This is a genomic window from Candidatus Kinetoplastibacterium crithidii (ex Angomonas deanei ATCC 30255) (assembly GCF_000319225.1).
Taxonomy (GTDB): Bacteria; Pseudomonadota; Gammaproteobacteria; order Burkholderiales; family Burkholderiaceae_B; genus Kinetoplastidibacterium; species Kinetoplastidibacterium crithidii_B.
This window is the reverse complement of record NC_019815.1, coordinates 30,826-48,462: the sequence shown is the minus strand read 5'-3', so window position 1 is coordinate 48,462 and position 17,637 is coordinate 30,826. Positions and strand designations below refer to the sequence as shown.

The 17,637-nt window shown below is 35.4% G+C and carries 7 protein-coding genes, 2 tRNA genes, 3 rRNA genes, 1 other RNA gene and 1 pseudogene; 3 read left to right on the top strand and 11 right to left on the bottom strand.

What is annotated here, in order from left to right:
* Together rsmH and rnpB are read right to left on the bottom strand one after the other, a co-directional pair.
* Entirely contained in the window at nt 1–972 is a 972-nt protein-coding gene (rsmH, locus tag CKCE_RS00190) for a 16S rRNA (cytosine(1402)-N(4))-methyltransferase RsmH (protein WP_015238301.1), read from the bottom strand.
* A gap of 80 nt (nt 973–1,052) precedes the next feature.
* An RNA gene (rnpB, locus tag CKCE_RS03920) (RNase P RNA component class A) lies at nt 1,053–1,425 on the bottom strand.
* Nucleotides 1,426–1,504: 79 nt separating this feature from the next.
* On the opposite strand from rnpB, the gene CKCE_RS00185 reads away from it, so the two are divergent.
* Entirely contained in the window at nt 1,505–3,319 is a 1,815-nt protein-coding gene (locus CKCE_RS00185) for an ABC-F family ATP-binding cassette domain-containing protein (RefSeq protein WP_015238300.1), read from the top strand.
* Here CKCE_RS00185 and pyrC read toward each other — a convergent pair whose 3' ends face one another.
* Together pyrC and CKCE_RS00175 are read right to left on the bottom strand one after the other, a co-directional pair.
* Nucleotides 3,320–4,390: a dihydroorotase gene (gene pyrC / locus CKCE_RS00180; protein ID WP_015238299.1), complete on the bottom strand. Its 1,071-nt coding sequence runs from the start codon at nt 4,388–4,390 to the stop codon at nt 3,320–3,322.
* Between the two features lie 27 nt (nt 4,391–4,417).
* Nucleotides 4,418–4,810, bottom strand: a complete 393-nt coding sequence (locus CKCE_RS00175) for a DUF4870 family protein (protein WP_225968709.1) — start codon at nt 4,808–4,810, stop codon at nt 4,418–4,420.
* 42 nt (nt 4,811–4,852) lie between these two features.
* Here CKCE_RS00175 and CKCE_RS03915 point away from each other — a divergent pair.
* Nucleotides 4,853–4,972: pseudogene (locus CKCE_RS03915) on the top strand (23S rRNA (pseudouridine(1915)-N(3))-methyltransferase RlmH); the annotation flags it as partial.
* A 67-nt stretch (nt 4,973–5,039) separates the two neighbouring features.
* Here the strand turns inward: CKCE_RS03915 and rrf are convergent.
* From rrf to CKCE_RS00150, 5 genes are all read right to left on the bottom strand, one after another.
* Nucleotides 5,040–5,153, bottom strand: a 5S ribosomal RNA gene (rrf, locus tag CKCE_RS00170).
* 138 nt (nt 5,154–5,291) lie between these two features.
* Nucleotides 5,292–8,174, bottom strand: a 23S ribosomal RNA gene (locus CKCE_RS00165).
* A gap of 247 nt (nt 8,175–8,421) precedes the next feature.
* Nucleotides 8,422–8,497 (bottom strand) — tRNA-Ala (locus CKCE_RS00160).
* Between the two features lie 32 nt (nt 8,498–8,529).
* Nucleotides 8,530–8,607: transfer RNA gene (locus CKCE_RS00155), tRNA-Ile, on the bottom strand.
* Nucleotides 8,608–8,738: 131 nt separating this feature from the next.
* Nucleotides 8,739–10,269, bottom strand: a 16S ribosomal RNA gene (locus CKCE_RS00150).
* Together the 16S, 23S and 5S rRNA genes with 2 tRNA genes alongside form the textbook arrangement of a ribosomal RNA operon.
* A 380-nt stretch (nt 10,270–10,649) precedes the next feature.
* Between CKCE_RS00150 and CKCE_RS00145 the strand changes: the two genes are divergently transcribed.
* The gene (locus tag CKCE_RS00145; RefSeq protein ID WP_015238298.1) at nt 10,650–12,116 is read left to right on the top strand and encodes an Rne/Rng family ribonuclease; all 1,467 of its coding nucleotides are present in this window, start codon (nt 10,650–10,652) and stop codon (nt 12,114–12,116) included.
* On the opposite strand, the gene msbA is transcribed toward CKCE_RS00145, so the two are convergent.
* Nucleotides 12,117–13,784, bottom strand: a complete 1,668-nt coding sequence (msbA, locus tag CKCE_RS00140) for a lipid A export permease/ATP-binding protein MsbA (protein WP_041572015.1) — start codon at nt 13,782–13,784, stop codon at nt 12,117–12,119. It abuts the gene before it with no gap.
* 303 nt (nt 13,785–14,087) lie between these two features.
* Nucleotides 14,088–17,585, bottom strand: coding sequence for a DNA polymerase III subunit alpha (gene dnaE, locus CKCE_RS00135; RefSeq protein ID WP_041572013.1), 3,498 nt, complete (start codon nt 17,583–17,585; stop codon nt 14,088–14,090).
* Nucleotides 17,586–17,637 lie beyond the last annotated feature (52 nt).

Here is a 17,637-nt window from a genome sequence, read left to right as displayed (position 1 = left end):
TTAAAGGAAAGACTTTTGAGCAACTCTTAAAACAGCAGAACGAGCTCGTGGATTTCTTGAAACCTCGCTTTCATCAGGTAATATTTTTAATACCTGCCTTACTTTGGGAACAGGTAAATCCTTTTGTAGCAAAGGTAGTCCTGCATATATAGATTTTTTTGACTCATCAAATGTAATGATGTTTTTAATAATTCTATCCTCCAAAGAATGAAAACTTATAGTTACTAATACTCCCCCTGGTTTCAATATTTCTATGGCTGACGTTATACCTTTCGATAAGTCAAATAATTCGTTGTTAATATAAATCCTTAAGGCTTGGAAACTTCTAGTCGCTGGATGTTTACCATTCTTTTTTTTAGGTATAACAGAGGATATACACTCGGCCAGATCAAGGGTTGTTGTAAATGCCTTCTTCTCTCTACGTGCAACAATTGCTTTTGCAATCTTAAAAGCAAACCGTTCTTCGCCATAATTAAGTATAACTTCCCTAATTTCATCAACGCTTGCTATAGACAACCATTCAGCTACTGAAATACCTTTTGTAGGATCCATTCTCATATCTAAAGGACCTTCTTTTAAAAAAGAAAAGCCTCTACTACCATCATCAAGTTGTGGAGACGAAACTCCAAGATCTAATAGAATCCCATCAACACAAGAAATATTTCTATGAAAAACCTCATCCTTAATATTAGCAAAACTGCTATGAATAGCTTCTATCCTATTATCTTTTTCTGACATTTTCCTAGCAAATTCAATAGCTTCTGGATCTTTATCAAACACAAGTATTTTAGAACTATCATCTAAAAAACTTAATAACTCCTGAGTATGCCCACCTCGACCAAAAGTACCGTCTATAAATATCCCACTTATAGGATCATGATCTCTTGAAGAAAACATATGTATCTTTTGTTCTTTTTTTAATAAAGAGTTTACCGCTTCTTTTAATAAAACTGGTCTATGTTCAAAATTCATGCTAAAAAATATATATTAAGAAAATACAATTTAAAAGATTTGTTCTATATTAGGGTAAGCAATAAGAAATTGAATCATCAAACAAGAGTAAGCCTATAGGCCGGATTCTGTAGGTTTATTAAAAATAAACTGATGATCATTCATCTGCACAAATTTTTGCAAATTTGTTGTAGCCATCTACCCGCATACTAAAGCGGACTACTCTTCATGATATAATATCAAACGCATGCCTATTTGATGTTGCTCCGGATAAAGGTTGCCGCGTTTCACCTTGCAAAACCAATGATTTTATTATCAATAAGTTAATTGCAAACTCGTCTCTGTGGCCCTATTTCTTAGCTCTATACAATAGAATTATACAAAACTAGACGGCTGTTAGCCGCTATCCTATCCTGTGGAGTCCGGACCTTCCTCGAAATATATAAAATATCCCGCGATCACCCAACTTACTCTCAAATATATTTTAATGTAATTTGAGATTATATGAAACAATTTAATTTTATTTTCTTAAAAACTTATTAATTTAAAACATATGAAATTATTTGACCTAATTATTATTTCCGGAGCTACTTTATCACATGCAAATCATAAAATATTAGATAATATTAGCTTAGCAATTAAAAACAATGATCGTATTGGATTGATCGGAAGAAATGGATCTGGAAAATCATCTTTTCTAGATATGATCGATGGGAAACACTTAATCGACAATGGATCCATAAGCAAAAAAGCTAACATAAAAATATCTTATGTTGAACAAGAGCCAATATTGCAAGAAGATATTAATATATTTAAGGCTATATACAATGACATGTCATCTGATTATCAACATTATGATAACAATAAAGTAGCAAGAACTAAAAAAATAATCAATGATCTTAATCTCGATGAAAATCTCTTAATAAAGAACATATCAAAAGGAGTATACAAAAAAGTAGCACTAGCAAAAGCAATAGTAAGTGATCCTGATTTGTTAATGTTAGATGAACCAACCAACCATTTAGATATTGAAGGAATAGAATATTTTGCAGATAAATTATCTAAATGGAAAAAATCATTAATTTTGGTCACACATGACCGTTATTTTCTAGATAAAACTACCAATAAAATTATTGAAATTGATAAAAATAAAATATTTTATTTTCCTGGTAACTATTCCAAATGGCAATCTCATAAAGATCAAATTATCGAATCAGAAGAAACATTGGAAAAAAAACTTGATGAAGTCTTACACCAAGAAGAATTATGGATTAGAAAAGGTGTACAAGCAAGAAGAAAACGTAATGAAGGTAGAGTTAGACGTTTAGAACAACTTAGACAACAACGAGAAGAAAGAATAAAAAACACAGGAACACTCAAAATAACATTTAATGAAAGCAAGATATCTGGAAAAATAGTATATAAAGTTAAATCCGTTAGCAAAAGCTATAATAATATAAAGATTATAGATAATTTTTCTACTGAAATAATAAGAAAAGATAGGGTTGGTATAGTTGGTCCTAACAGTGTCGGCAAAACGACATTATTAAACATAATTCTACAAAAAGATCATCCAGACTCTGGTAGCGTAGAAACTGGAACAAACATAAATGTGGGCTATTTTGATCAACAAAAAAATTCTCTATATGAAGATAAGACTATTTTAGAAAATATAAGTATAAATGGAGAATGGATATTCTATGATAATAAAAACATACATGTTATTAAATATCTAGAAAATTTTCTATTTCACCCATCTAAGATTCATAACTTAGTAAAGACTCTATCAGGAGGAGAAAAAACAAGATTAGCATTAGCAATGTTATTATCAAAGCCCACAAATGTATTAATCTTAGATGAACCAACCAATGATCTGGACATAGAAAGCGTAGAAGTTCTAGAAGAAAAACTACAAAATTACCATGGAACTATTATAATAGTTAGTCATGATCGCACCTTTCTAAATAATATAGTTACTCAAACAATAGTATTCAAAGGAAATGGCAATTGGATTAATACATTTGGAACAATAGACACAAATGAGTACTTCTACTATAAAAAACAAGAAAAAATCAATAAAAACATATTGATAAACAAAAACCCAGAAAAAAAATCAGGAAACAAAGTAAGTAAGCTACAACCTTGGGAAGTAAAAGAATTAGAAGAAATTACAAAAACAATAACTACATTAGAAAACAAACTATATGAACTAACAGCAAAGCTTAGCACCCCTCAAATGCATCAAAAACCTAATCCAGAATTAGAGGAAATAAATATAAAAATAGAAACAATATCTCTAGCAATTGAAGAAAAATATTTAAGATGGGAAACTCTTGAAGAAAAAAATAACAAACACAACAACACTTAATTAAATACACCAGTTAATCGTGCTGCCAGCTCCTAAAGGAATAAGTTGGATTTTACCTATCTCTAACATATCAGGAATAATATTTTCTTTTCTATGCAAAACAAAAAAATCTCTATTTCTAGGCAAGCCATAAAAATCAGGACCATTAAAACTAGCAAAAGCCTCAAGCTTATCTAAGCTATTATTTTCATCGAAAATACTAGCATATAAAGCCATTGCATTATATGCATTATAGCAACCTGCACATCCACATCTATTTTCTTTTAAAGAACGGATATGAGGAGCGCTATCTGTGCCCAAGAAAAAACGTGCACTACCACTAAAAACAGCTTTAAGTATAGCCTTTCTATGTTCTTCTGCTTTTAGTATTGGCAGACAGTAAAGATGAGGGTTTAATCCTCCAGAAAAAAGGCTATTTCTATTATAGATCAAATGTTGAGGTGTTACTGTAGCTGCAATTGGACCTGTATCTTCCATAACAAAGTCTACTCCCTCTTTTGTAGATACATGTTCAAATACTAACTTTATGTCAGGAAAATCTCTTCTTAAAGGAGTCATGATCTTATCAATGAAGAATCTCTCTCTATCAAAGATATCAATATTTTTATCTGGTAGCTCTGCATGAATTAAAAGAGGCATACCAATATATTGTAATTTCTCAAGCACTTCTCTACAATTTTCAAATAAATTAGAAACACCTGCAGTAGAATTTGTTGTAGATGCGGCAGGATACAGTTTAAAAGCAAAAACAAAACCTGATGAATGAGCATTTAAAACCTCTTCAGGTTTAGTATTATCTGTTAAATACAATGTCATCAATGGTGTAAAACTACTTTCTTTAGAAATTTGATTATTTTTCTTTAATCTAGCAAGTGAATCTAAAATTCTATGTCTATAATTCTTTGCCATGTTGGTGGTTGTAATAGGCTCAGATAAATTTGGCATTATTATAGCTCTTGAGAATTGCTTAACTGTATCAAAGATAACAGCATCTAACATTTCTCCATCCCTGAAATGAACATGCCAATCATCAGGCTTAGTAATTATAATACTATCAACTAATTTATCCATATATATAAATCAAACAAAATATAAAGTCTATGTATTTGTATTATAAGGAGAGATCTCATCACATAAACAACTAAAACCTTTAACCAAACGATACATTACCCAAACAACAGTTAATAAAATAACTAGATATCCAATATAAATAAAAGTTAAAATAAGACCTAATGTTATTAAAAATAAAGATAACCAAAAAGTATACAGTAACCAATCAAAATGCTCCACATACATAGCATTACCAAGCTCACCTCTTTTATTATATATAATAACTACAGACAAAAGAGTTGATGGCCAAAAAAAGCCTGATGTTATAAAGCCTAGAGCAAAAAGAATATATACAATCTTTGTTATTGTTTTAGGATTTGAAAAAAAGCCTGAAGATGAGGAATCAGAAAAACTCACTGTATTATCTCCTTGAAAAATCAAATATTTAATAATCCAAGTCTAGTACTAATAAATATTTAGCACAACAAAAAAATAAAACTATCTTCTCTAACATTCCCACATCATATGGTAAAAATTATACTAATAGAACAACTATACAGAGTATATAGCATATTAAATAATCATCCATATCATAGAGATTAATTATTAAGAATTAATTTTAGATACAAAAAAACCCTACAGACTCTTATCTGTAGGGTTTTAAATAAAAGCCTGACGATAACCTACTTTCACAGACTAAAAGTCTACTATCATCGGCGCAAAGGCGTTTAACTGTCCTGTTCGAGATGGGAAGGAGTGGAACAACCTTGCTATAGTCATCAGGCATAACCTGTACGCTGTTTGTCTACAAAATAACAAACATAAAAATAATCTAAGAAGAAGCAACAAAAATATAAATTAGGATGTAACCACATTAATTAATATCATAACATATAATTATCTCAATAACCTGTAGAGTTATAGGATCAAGCCTCACGGGCAATTAGTATCGGTTAGCTTAATACATTACTGCACTTACACACCCGACCTATCAACGTCCTAGTCTTGAACGACCCTTTAGGGGGATCTAGTCCCCGGGATACCTTATCTTCAGACGAGTTTCCCGCTTAGATGCCTTCAGCGGTTATCTCTTCCGTACTTAGCTACCCGGCTATGCCATTGGCATGACAACCGGTACACCAGAGGTACGTCCACTCCGGTCCTCTCGTACTAGGAGCAGGCTCTGTCAAGTATCCAACGCCCACGGCAGATAGGGACCAAACTGTCTCACGACGTTTTAAACCCAGCTCACGTACCTCTTTAAATGGCGAACAGCCATACCCTTGGGACCGACTACAGCCCCAGGATGAGATGAGCCGACATCGAGGTGCCAAACACCGCCGTCGATATGAACTCTTGGGCGGTATCAGCCTGTTATCCCCAGAGTACCTTTTATCCGTTGAGCGATGGCCCTTCCATTCAGAACCACCGGATCACTATGTCCTGCTTTCGCATCTGTTCGACGTGTCAGTCTCACAGTTAAGCACGCTTATGCCATTGCACTAACAGCACGATTTCCGACCGTACCTAGCGTACCTTAGAACTCCTCCGTTACTCTTTAGGAGGAGACCGCCCCAGTCAAACTGCCCACCATGCACTGTCCCAAATCCGGATAACGGATCAAGGTTAGAATCGCAAACAATCCAGGGTGGTATTTCAAGGTTGGCTCCACATAACCTAGCGGTTATGCTTCAAAGCCTCCCACCTATCCTACACAAGATTATTCACAACCCAATGCAAAGCTACAGTAAAGGTTCATGGGGTCTTTCCGTCTAGCCGCGGGTAGATTGCATCATCACAAACACTTCAACTTCGCTGAGTCTCAGGAGGAGACAGTGTGGCCATCGTTACGCCATTCGTGCAGGTCGGAACTTACCCGACAAGGAATTTCGCTACCTTAGGACCGTTATAGTTACGGCCGCCGTTTACCGGGGCTTCGATCAAGAGCTTGCACCCCATCACTTAACCTTCCGGCACCGGGCAGGCGTCACACCCTATACGTCGACTTTCGTCTTTGCAGAGTGCTATGTTTTTAATAAACAGTCGCAGCCACCGATTATCTGCGGCCTCTTCATGCTTTGAGCGCAAGCTCATCACAATAATGAGGCATACCTTCTCCCGAAGTTACGGTATCAATTTGCCGAGTTCCTTCTCCTGAGTTCTCTCAAGCGCCTTAGAATATTCATCCCGTCCACCTGTGTCGGTTTGCGGTACGGTCTTGTACAGCTGAAGCTTAGAGGCTTTTCTTGGAACCACTTCCAATCACTTCGCGAAATATATCCGCTCGTGCCACACCCTCGAATTACGTGACCGGATTTTCCTAATCACCTTCTATAATGCAGCAACAGGGAATATCCAACACCCTGATGATCTTCCACGATCCGTCCCCCCATCGCACTGTACAATGGTACTGGAATATTAACCAGTTTCCCATCAGCTACGCATCTCTGCCTCGCCTTAGGGGCCGACTCACCCTGCGCCGATGAACGTTGCGCAGGAAACCTTGGACTTACGGCGAGGAGGCTTTTCACCTCCTTTATCGCTACTCATGTCAGCATTCGCACTTCTGATACCTCCAGCAGCCTTTACAAGCCACCTTCACAGGCTTACAGAACGCTCTCCTACCGCGTGTAATAAAACACGCCCGCAGCTTCGGTTTATTGCTTAGCCCCGTTACATCTTCCGCGCAGGACGACTCGATCAGTGAGCTATTACGCTTTCTTTAAAGGATGGCTGCTTCTAAGCCAACCTCCTGACTGTCTATGCCTTCCCACTTCGTTTCCCACTTAGCAATAATTTGGGACCTTAGCTGGCGGTCTGGGTTGTTTCCCTTTTGAGTCCGGACGTTAGCACCCGGTGCTCTGTCTCCCACGCTGTACTTGTACGTATTCGGAGTTTGCCATAGTTTGGTAAGTCGCCATGACCCCCTAGCTATAACAGTGCTCTACCCCATACAGTAATACGTGAGGCACTACCTAAATAGTTTTCGGAGAGAACCAGCTATTTCCAGATTTGTTTAGCCTTTCACCCCTATCCACAGCTCATCCCCTAATTTTTCAACATTAGTGGGTTCGGTCCTTCAGCACGTGTTACCGTGCCTTCAACCTGGCCATGGATAGATCATCTGGTTTCGGGTCTACACCCAGCGACTAAATCGCCCTATTCGGACTCGCTTTCGCTACGCCTCCCCTATTTGGTTAAGCTTGCCACTGAATGTAAGTCGCTGACCCATTATACAAAAGGTACGCAGTCACGGAATAAATCCGCTCCTACTGTTTGTATGCATACGGTTTCAGGATCTATTTCACTCCCCTCCCGGGGTTCTTTTCGCCTTTCCCTCACGGTACTGGTTCACTATCGGTCGATCACGAGTATTTAGCCTTGGAGGATGGTCCCCCCATATTCAAACAGGATTTCGCGTGTCCCGCCCTACTTTTCTTACGCTTAGTTCCACATCAAAGATTTCGTCTACAGGGCTATCACCTACTATGGCAAAGATTTCCATCTTTTTCGACTATCAATAACGCTATAACGTAAAGGCTGATCCGATTTCGCTCGCCACTACTTTCGGAATCTCGGTTGATTTCTTTTCCTCGAGTTACTTAGATGTTTCAGTTCACCCGGTTCGCTTCTACTGACCTATATATTCAGTCAGTGATACCCTCTTAAGAGGGTGGGTTTCCCCATTCGGACATCTGCGGATCAAAGTTTGTTTTCTAACTCCCCGCAGCTTTTCGCAAGATACTACGTCCTTCATCGCCTGTGATCGCCAAGGCATCCACCATATGCACTTATTCACTTGATCCTATAACACTAAAGGCTATATGAATTAAAGTTAACTACATGTTTGTGCTGTTCATAAATATTCTAAAGATTTTACTCTCAAAGAACATAATTATAATTAATGCAATCACAACCCTAATCGTATAGATTATACAAAATGTAAAATCTATACATATTTATGTTGCGTCTCTTCTAGATTTTTAAAGAACAATCAGCTAATAAAACTTAATTTTTAAACTTGAAACAAGCCTAAAAATTAAATTCTAAATTGGTGGAGGTGAACGGGATCGAACCGATGACCTCCTGCTTGCAAAGCAGGCGCTCTCCCAATTGAGCTACACCCCCATAGTACCACAGAAAGGTATTACTCAAACAGATGGTGGGTCTGGTTGGACTTGAACCAACGACCCCCGCCTTATCAAGACGGTGCTCTAACCAGCTGAGCTACCAGACCCATGCATTTATAGGGTTAGCATAACTTTGGGCAAACCCCAATGAAGAATCTGTCGCAACCCTGCTTACTACCAATCTCAGCTAAATAACAATCGATAATTGTAGGCACTTAATATGTAGTTCATATGCTCTTAAAGGAGGTGATCCAGCCGCACCTTCCGATACGGCTACCTTGTTACGACTTCACCCCAGTCATGAATCCTACCGTGGTAATCGCCCTCCTTGCGGTTAGGCTAACTACTTCTGGTAAAACCCACTCCCATGGTGTGACGGGCGGTGTGTACAAGACCCGAGAACGTATTCACCGCGACATGCTGATCCGCGATTACTAGCGATTCCGACTTCACGTAGTCGAGTTGCAGACTACGATCCGGACTACGATCGGGTTTGTGGGATTAGCTCCCCCTCGCGGGTTGGCAGCCCTCTGTCCCGACCATTGTATGACGTGTGAAGCCCTACCCATAAGGGCCATGAGGACTTGACGTCATCCCCACCTTCCTCCGGTTTGTCACCGGCAGTCTCATTAGAGTGCCCTTTCGTAGCAACTAATGACAAGGGTTGCGCTCGTTGCGGGACTTAACCCAACATCTCACGACACGAGCTGACGACAGCCATGCAGCACCTGTGTTCTAGTTCTTTTGCAAGCACTCCCAAATCTCTTCGGGATTCTAGACATGTCAAGGGTAGGTAAGGTTTTTCGCGTTGCATCGAATTAATCCACATCATCCACCGCTTGTGCGGGTCCCCGTCAATTCCTTTGAGTTTTAATCTTGCGACCGTACTCCCCAGGCGGTCAACTTCACGCGTTAGCTGCGCTACTAAGATCCGAAGATCCCAACAGCTAGTTGACATCGTTTAGGGCGTGGACTACCAGGGTATCTAATCCTGTTTGCTCCCCACGCTTTCGTGCATGAGCGTCAGTGTTACCCCAGGAGGCTGCCTTCGCCATAGGTGTTCCTCCGCATATCTACGCATTTCACTGCTACATGCGGAATTCTACCTCCCTCTGGTACACTCTAGTTCGGTAGTCAAAAATGCAGTTCCAAGGTTAAGCCCTGGGATTTCACATCTTTCTTTCCGAACCGCCTGCGCACTCTTTACGCCCAGTAATTCCGATTAACGCTCGCACCCTACGTATTACCGCGGCTGCTGGCACGTAGTTAGCCGGTGCTTATTCTGCAGGTACCGTCATTCACATCAGATATTAGCCAATGCTATTTCTTCCCTGCCAAAAGTGCTTTACAACCCTAAGGCCTTCATCGCACACGCGGAATGGCTGGATCAGGGTTTCCCCCATTGTCCAAAATTCCCCACTGCTGCCTCCCGTAGGAGTCTGGGCCGTGTCTCAGTCCCAGTGTGGCTGGTCGTCCTCTCAGACCAGCTACGGATCGTCGCCTTGGTGAGCCATTACCTCACCAACTAGCTAATCCGATATCGGCCGATCCAATAGCGCGAGGTCCGAAGATCCCCCGCTTTCCCCCTTAGGGAATATGCGGTATTAGCCACGCTTTCGCGTAGTTATCCCCCTCTACTGGGCACGTTCCGATATATTACTCACCCGTCCGCCACTCGCCACCAAACCGAAGTTCGTGCTGCCGTTCGACTTGCATGTGTAAAGCATTCCGCTAGCGTTCAATCTGAGCCAGGATCAAACTCTTCAGTTTAATCTCTGCATTTTGCGCAAATTCAAAATAATTTGAAAATACGATTTACTCAAAAAAATAAACAGGTTTCTCAGATGTCTCTGAGAAAAAAATTTATAATTTAATGAGTACTTACTTGTTTGTTTTTAGCACGACATATATAAATATATGCCTCAAAACTACCATCAAGTACCCACAATTATCGATTGTTCAATTGTTAAAGATCAGTTGGATTCACAAATTCAATTATTTGCGAAACAGATGACGATTATCTATCATAAAGAAGATAATGTCAACATTTTTATAAATAAATAAAATATCTTAATAACAACTAATATATGAAATGTTTCGTATAATGTAATTGCATTACGAAAGTATATCATTAATTAATAACAAATACCATGAATTATAAATCCACACAATACGAAGATATACTCATAAGCACTACGTGTTTTGAGACAAGAGTAGCCATACTTGAAAATAGTATAATACAAGAATTGCATATTGAGCATAATATGCAAAGAAATATTGTTGGAAATATATTTATAGGAAAAGTAATTAGAGTGCTTCCTGGATTACAAAGTGCTTTTATAGATATAGGGCTAGATAAAGCTGCATTTATACATATATCAGATTTTCGAGAAAATAAACATGAAAATACTATGACTCCTTCTATAGAGAAGTTTATTTTTCCTGGAGAAACAATTTTAGTACAAGTAATAAAAGACCAGATAGGAACAAAAGGAGCCCGTGTATCAACACAAATTAGCATAGCTGGAAGAATGTTGGTGTACTTACCATTCGATAACTGCCTGGGAGTATCTCAAAAAATAAAATCAGAAATAGATAGAGAAAAAATAAAAACAAGAGTCCAATCTCTAATAACCAATAACCGAGGAGGCTTCATCATTAGAACACAAGCTGAGGAAGCAACTGATGAAGAAATATCTGCTGATTTAAAATATTTAAATACACTATGGGAAAATATAATAGGAACAGCTAAAAGCAATAGGTCACCATCCTTAATATATAAAGACTTAGATCTACCTCATAAAACATTAAGAGATATGGTCACCCAAAAAACAAGGGCAATCAATATTGATTCAGGCCATGTAGCAAATAATCTACTAAATTGGGCAAAAATATTTAACCCGTCTATCACAGAAAAAATTCATTACTATGATAAAGAAACATCTATATTTGAAGCAGCAAACATAGATCAAGAAATCAACACCGCATTATCAAAAAAAGTAGAACTGAAATCAGGTGGATACCTCATAATAGAAGAAACAGAGGCCTTAACTAGCATAGATGTTAACACAGGTGGTTTTGTCGGTGGAAAAAATTTTAAAGATACAATCTTTAGAACAAATCTTGAAGCAACACAAGCTATTGCCAGACAGTTACGCTTACGAAACCTAGGAGGAATAATCATAGTTGACTTTATAGATATGGATGATCAAGATCATAAAAAAGCTGTCCTAAAAGAATTACAAAAGTCCATATCAAAAGACAGAACCAAAATTACCTTGAGCGAATTTAGTCAACTTGGTTTAGTTGAAATGACAAGAAAAAGAACTAGAGAATCATTAACGAATCAATTATGCGAACCTTGTAATATTTGCCAATCTAGAGGCGTGATTAAAACATCTAGAACAATATGCTATGAAATTTTGAGAGAAATAGTAAAAGAATCAAAACAATTTAACCCAAAAGAATTCAGAATAATCGCTTCTCAAAAAATAATTGATATGTTCCTAGAAGAGAGTCAATATTTGACAATCATAGAAGATCAGATAAAAAAACCAATATCATTAATAGTAGAAAATGGATATTACCAAGAACAATATGATATAGCACTTTTATAACTACTCTCCAAATTGAATGTTATAAAAAGATGAATATAAACCTTTCTTACTTAACAAGTCATTATGAGAACCTGATTCTACAATTTTTCCTGAGTCTACAACAAAAATTCGATTAACTTTTCTTACTGTAGATAAACGATGAGCAACAATCAAAGTGGTACGGCCATATATTAATTTTTCCAAAGAATCTTGTACATAACGTTCTGATTCATTATCCAAAGAAGATGTAGCTTCATCAAGCACTATTATTGGAGAGTTTTTTACAAGAGCTCTGGCTATTAACAGCCTTTGACGTTGGCCACTAGATAAAAGTACGGCATCTTCCCCTACTTTAGTATACAAACCATTCGGCAAACTATTTACAAAATCCAATAGATTAACAGCCTTCAAAGCTTCCTCTACTCCTTTAATGCTGATGTTATATAATCCATAACAAATATTAGAAATAATTGTATCATTAAAAAGTATTAAATCTTGTCCTACGAAAGATATATTTGCCCTTAAAGCTTTCAAGGTCATTTTGTTTATGTCAAATCCATCTAATAAAATCTTACCTGAATCAGGAATTATAAATCTGGATAACATATTAATTAAAGTAGTCTTTCCACTACCAGAACGACCAACTAAAGCTACAGCTTCCCCTGCCTTTATATGAAAAGATATATTGTCTATAATAGGGTTATCATTTTCAGAAAACTTGAATTTTACATTTAAAAAATCTATATTACCTTTTGCCGAATAATTCATTATGATTGAATCAGAATCGTCCTCTTCTTCAGCATCAATCAAAGAAAACACACTATCCGCTGAAACCAAGACTTTTTGTAACTTACCAAAGGCATTAGTTAATTTTCTTATAGGATCTGGTATCTGTGCCAATGCTGCTATAAAAACACCAAAATCACCTATTGTTAACATCATATTACTAGGTTTACTCAAAAACACTGCTATTATAATAGAGAGGGTTAAAACAATACAAAAGTGCACTAATGGAGAAAGAGCAGAATCAGCCAAAGCTGCTTTCATACTAAAATGCTTGAGACTCTTATTAACAAAATCAAAACGCTCTTTTTCTATGTCGTATCCATTAAATAATTTAATAACCCTCTGACCTTTTATAGAACTACTAACTAATCTAGTAAGCTCAGAGTTCATATTTAAAATATCTTTACTTATAGCTCTTATCTTCTTTATAAAAAACCTAGTGATCACAAACATAAAAGGCAAAATAATAATAACAATCAAAGTTAGTAACCATGATATATAAAACAATACTCCTAACAAAGCTATAGCAATTATTGATTCTCGAATCAAAGTTGTTATAACATCAGCAAACGAGTTTGTAATATTATTTGCATCTATCGTGAATTTATTTAATAATTTTCCAGTATCAATATTTAAATAATATAAATCAGGCGACCCTAACAATTTTCTATACATATCAGTTCTAATATTAAACAAAATATTGTTTGATATTAATGCAAATAAATAATCGCTAAGAAAATTACAAATACTTCTAATAATGGCTAGCATTACTAAAATCAGTGGTATAGACAACTTATAATTGTAATTTGACGAAAAATTATTATCTAACAAAGGCTTCATAATAAGTGCTAATGCTGGTTGCGTTGCAGCACCACAAATCATTAAAGCGATTGCAAAACACATAATCAACCAATATGTTTTTACACTACCAAAAATTCTTAATAAGAGCTTCTTATCATGAAAATAATTTTTGTTTTTTTATGAACAAACAAAATGTCTCTCTAAATAATTTATTTTTAAATGCTTTAATAAAATAAGTGTAAACCATTGTTAAATTTCATTAAGCATTAATTTTTCAAAAAATAATCAAATATAAAATTACATAGACCATACAAATTAATCTAACAAATATATTGTTTCAACATAATAACCTAACTTGATTAAAATAAAAAAATTTAGATAAATTTTTGTAAGTAACTATATTGATCAATAACCTATATCTATTGAACCATTATCACGCATAAGCTTTTGCAGCTCTAATATTAACTCATTAGTAATGATAATATTCCATTTGTCATCTAATTTAATTTTACAGAAAAAATTTTTATCTTCATTCTTATAAAGAATAAATAATGGCACTGATGAAGATCCTACATCAGAATAATTCTTAAATTTTTGCAATATATCTTTAAGGGAAGATAAAGAAAACTTACTATTCTTTATATGCAGTCTTAAACACTTAGCCATGGTTTGTCTTATAAATTGCAAATCATGTATCTGTTCAGAAATAATTCTTAAATTACCAGAATAATCATCTTTACTAACCATGCCCTTAACTATTAATAGATTATCTTCTTTTAAATAATTTTTTATTTCTGTATAAAGCTCATTGTAAACAACAACTTCAAGCTGTTTGCTGCCGTCATCTAGCATGATAAGAAGAATTTTCCCACGACGAGTAAATAAACTACGCATGCGCACTAAAACTCCACAGATCCATTGTGGTTTATTATTATGATCTACATCAATTAGCTTTTTAGGAAATAGTTTTCTGATTTCATCTTCCCAACAAGAAAATAGATGTCCACTAAAGCAATAACCGAGGGCAGATTTTTCTTCTATAAGCGTTTTATGCAAATTCCATGATACTGCAACCTCATCAGCAACAGAAGAACCTAAAAAACAAGATTCCTCATTATTGCCAAACAAAGAAGTTTGATAAATATCTCTTTGTTTCTGCTCAACTGAGTCAATAACCTTATCTAGAGAAGACAATAAATAAGCTCTATTCAATTCAATGGAATCAAAAGAACCAGATTTTATTAGCGATTCTATAGTTCTTCGATTAACTAATTTTGAAACTCTGAAACAAAAATCAAAAATACTCTTAAAAGGACCATCTTGATTTCTTATTTTTACAATCTCCTCTATAACAATTTTACCTGTCCCTTTTATAGCTCCCAATCCATACCTAATCTCATGTGATTTGCGATCATTTACTTCCGAAATTACAGGCTCAAATCTAAAGTTAGACAAATTAATATCTGGTGGTAATATTTTTATATTATTATACTTAGCATCATTGAATAAAATTTGTATTTTATCTGTGTCATCCATATCAGAAGACATGGCTGAAGCAAAAAATTCCGCACAATAATGAGCTTTTAACCATGCAGTTTGGTATGCTATTAAAGCATAAGCGGCAGAGTGTGACTTATTAAAACCATAACCAGCAAACTTCTCCATCAGATCAAATAATTTAATAGCCAATTGAGAGCTATAACCGTTGCTAATAGCTCCCTTTTCAAATAAAACTCTGTGCTTAGACATTTCATCAGGATCTTTTTTGCCCATTGCTCTACGAAGTAAATCAGCGCTACCTAAAGAATAGCCTCCAATTACTTGAGAAATTAACATTACTTGTTCCTGATAAACTATTACCCCATAAGTACTTTTTAAAATACTTTCTAACACAGGATGAAAATAATTTATATTTGACAAACCATGTTTACGATTTACAAAATCATTCACCATTCCAGACTCTAAAGGCCCAGGACGATATAAAGCCAAAACAGCAATAATATCTTCAAAAGTACTAGGTTGTAATTTTTTTAGTAATTCCTTCATGCCTTTGGATTCTAGCTGAAAAACTGCGGTTGTATTGCCAGAGCACAATAACTTAAATGTTTCTTCATCCTCTAATGATAAAGAGGAAAGATCAAAAAACTCATTCTCTTTGCTAGAAAGCTTAATATAACGCACAGTCCAATCAAGAACTGTTAAATTTCTCAAGCCTAAAAAATCAAATTTCACTAAACCAGCTAGCTCAACATCATCTTTATCAAACTGAGAAACCAATGTATTTTCTTGCCCTGGCTGGCAATAAAGAGGACAAAAATCTGTTAATTTCCCTGGGGCTATTAAAACTCCACCAGCATGCATACCAATATTTCGCACTAATCCTTCTAAATGCCTAGCTAAGTCTATTAATAACTTTACTTCTTCTTCCTGCTCATAGCGAGATTTAAAAACAGGATCAGAATTCAATACTTTTTCTAAGGTCCATTGTTCTACAGGACTAAAAGGAACTAATTTGGATAAAGAATCACACAATGAGTAAGGCAAGCCTAAAACTCTACCAACATCACGAATTACAGCCTTAGCACCAAAAGTTCCAAAAGTTGCTATTTGACTAACAGACTCGGTACCATATTTATTTTTTACATAATCTATAACACGATCTCTATTATCTTGACAAAAATCAATATCAAAGTCAGGCATTGAAACGCGTTCTGGATTTAAGAATCGTTCAAAAAGAAGATCATACTTAATTGGATCTAAATCAGTTATACCAAGAGCATAAGCAACTAATGAACCAGCGCCTGATCCACGTCCTGGCCCAACAGGAACACCATTATTTTTACCCCAATTAATAAAATCTTGAACAATAAGAAAATATCCAGCAAATCCCATCTGTATAATAATCTTACATTCTTGCTCTAAACGTTCATAATATTTTGATTTGAATAATTCTTCTGAATCAGGATATAGATTATTAATCTTATTTAATAACCCTTTATTTGATAACTTTCTTAAGTAATCTCCTAAAGAAATTTCTTCATCAACATCAAACTTTGGTAACATTGCTTGCCCAGTTTTTAGTACTAGATTGCAACGTTTTGCTATTTCAATAGTATTAGATAAAGCAGAAGGTATGTCAGCAAATAACCTTGTCATTTCTTCAGAACTAACTAGATATTGTTCCTTTGTGAAATTATGTTTCCTATGAATATCAGTTAAATGTTTACCTTCAGAAATACAAACTCTAATTTCATGAGCTTGAAAATGTTCTTTCTTAAGAAACTGCACAGGATGTGTTGCAACAACTGGAATATTTGTTTCAATAGCAATAGATAAGACAGCTTGTATATAATTTTCTTCTCCATCAAACCCAGCTCTTTGAATCTCCAAGTAATAAGATTCTGGAAACATTTCATTCCATTCTCTTGCTAAAGATAAAGCAACATCAATCTTGCCTCGTTTTAATGCATAACCAACATCACCATTTATACCGCCAGATAATACTATTAAACCTTTTTTGGAAAATAACCACTCTTTACGTATCTCAGGCCTATTATTTCTTTGATTTATCAAATAAGATTTTGTGATAATTTCACATAAATTTAAATATCCAACTTCATTGCATACTAAAATCAATATTCTAAAAGGATTATCTAGATCTTCATCATTAGATAACCATAAATCACAACCAATAATTGGTTTTATGCCTCTAGAACGAGCATATTTATAGAATTTTAAAATTCCAAAAAGATTTGACATATCTGTTAATGCAACAGCAGGTTGTTGTAGCTTAATAACATTATCTACAAGATCGTTAACTCTTATTAATCCATCAGCTACAGAAAACTCTGAATGAACACGCAAATTAATAAAAGACGGAAGAGTATTTGAAGTTAACATCATAAATAATAAATTTGTAGTTTTATATCTTAGGTAATATATCCTAGTAAAAGAA

Excerpts from the sequence above, each read along its gene's own strand:
- pyrC (WP_015238299.1), bottom strand. The coding sequence starts at position 4,390 with ATGGATAAATTAGTTGATAGTATTATAATTACTAAGCCTGATGATTGG.
- msbA (WP_041572015.1), bottom strand. The coding sequence starts at position 13,784 with ATGTGTTTTGCAATCGCTTTAATGATTTGTGGTGCTGCAACGCAACCA.
- dnaE (WP_041572013.1), bottom strand. The coding sequence starts at position 17,585 with ATGATGTTAACTTCAAATACTCTTCCGTCTTTTATTAATTTGCGTGTT.
- CKCE_RS00145 (WP_015238298.1), top strand. The coding sequence starts at position 10,650 with ATGAATTATAAATCCACACAATACGAAGATATACTCATAAGCACTACG.
- rsmH (WP_015238301.1), bottom strand. The coding sequence starts at position 972 with ATGAATTTTGAACATAGACCAGTTTTATTAAAAGAAGCGGTAAACTCT.
- CKCE_RS00185 (WP_015238300.1), top strand. The coding sequence starts at position 1,505 with ATGAAATTATTTGACCTAATTATTATTTCCGGAGCTACTTTATCACAT.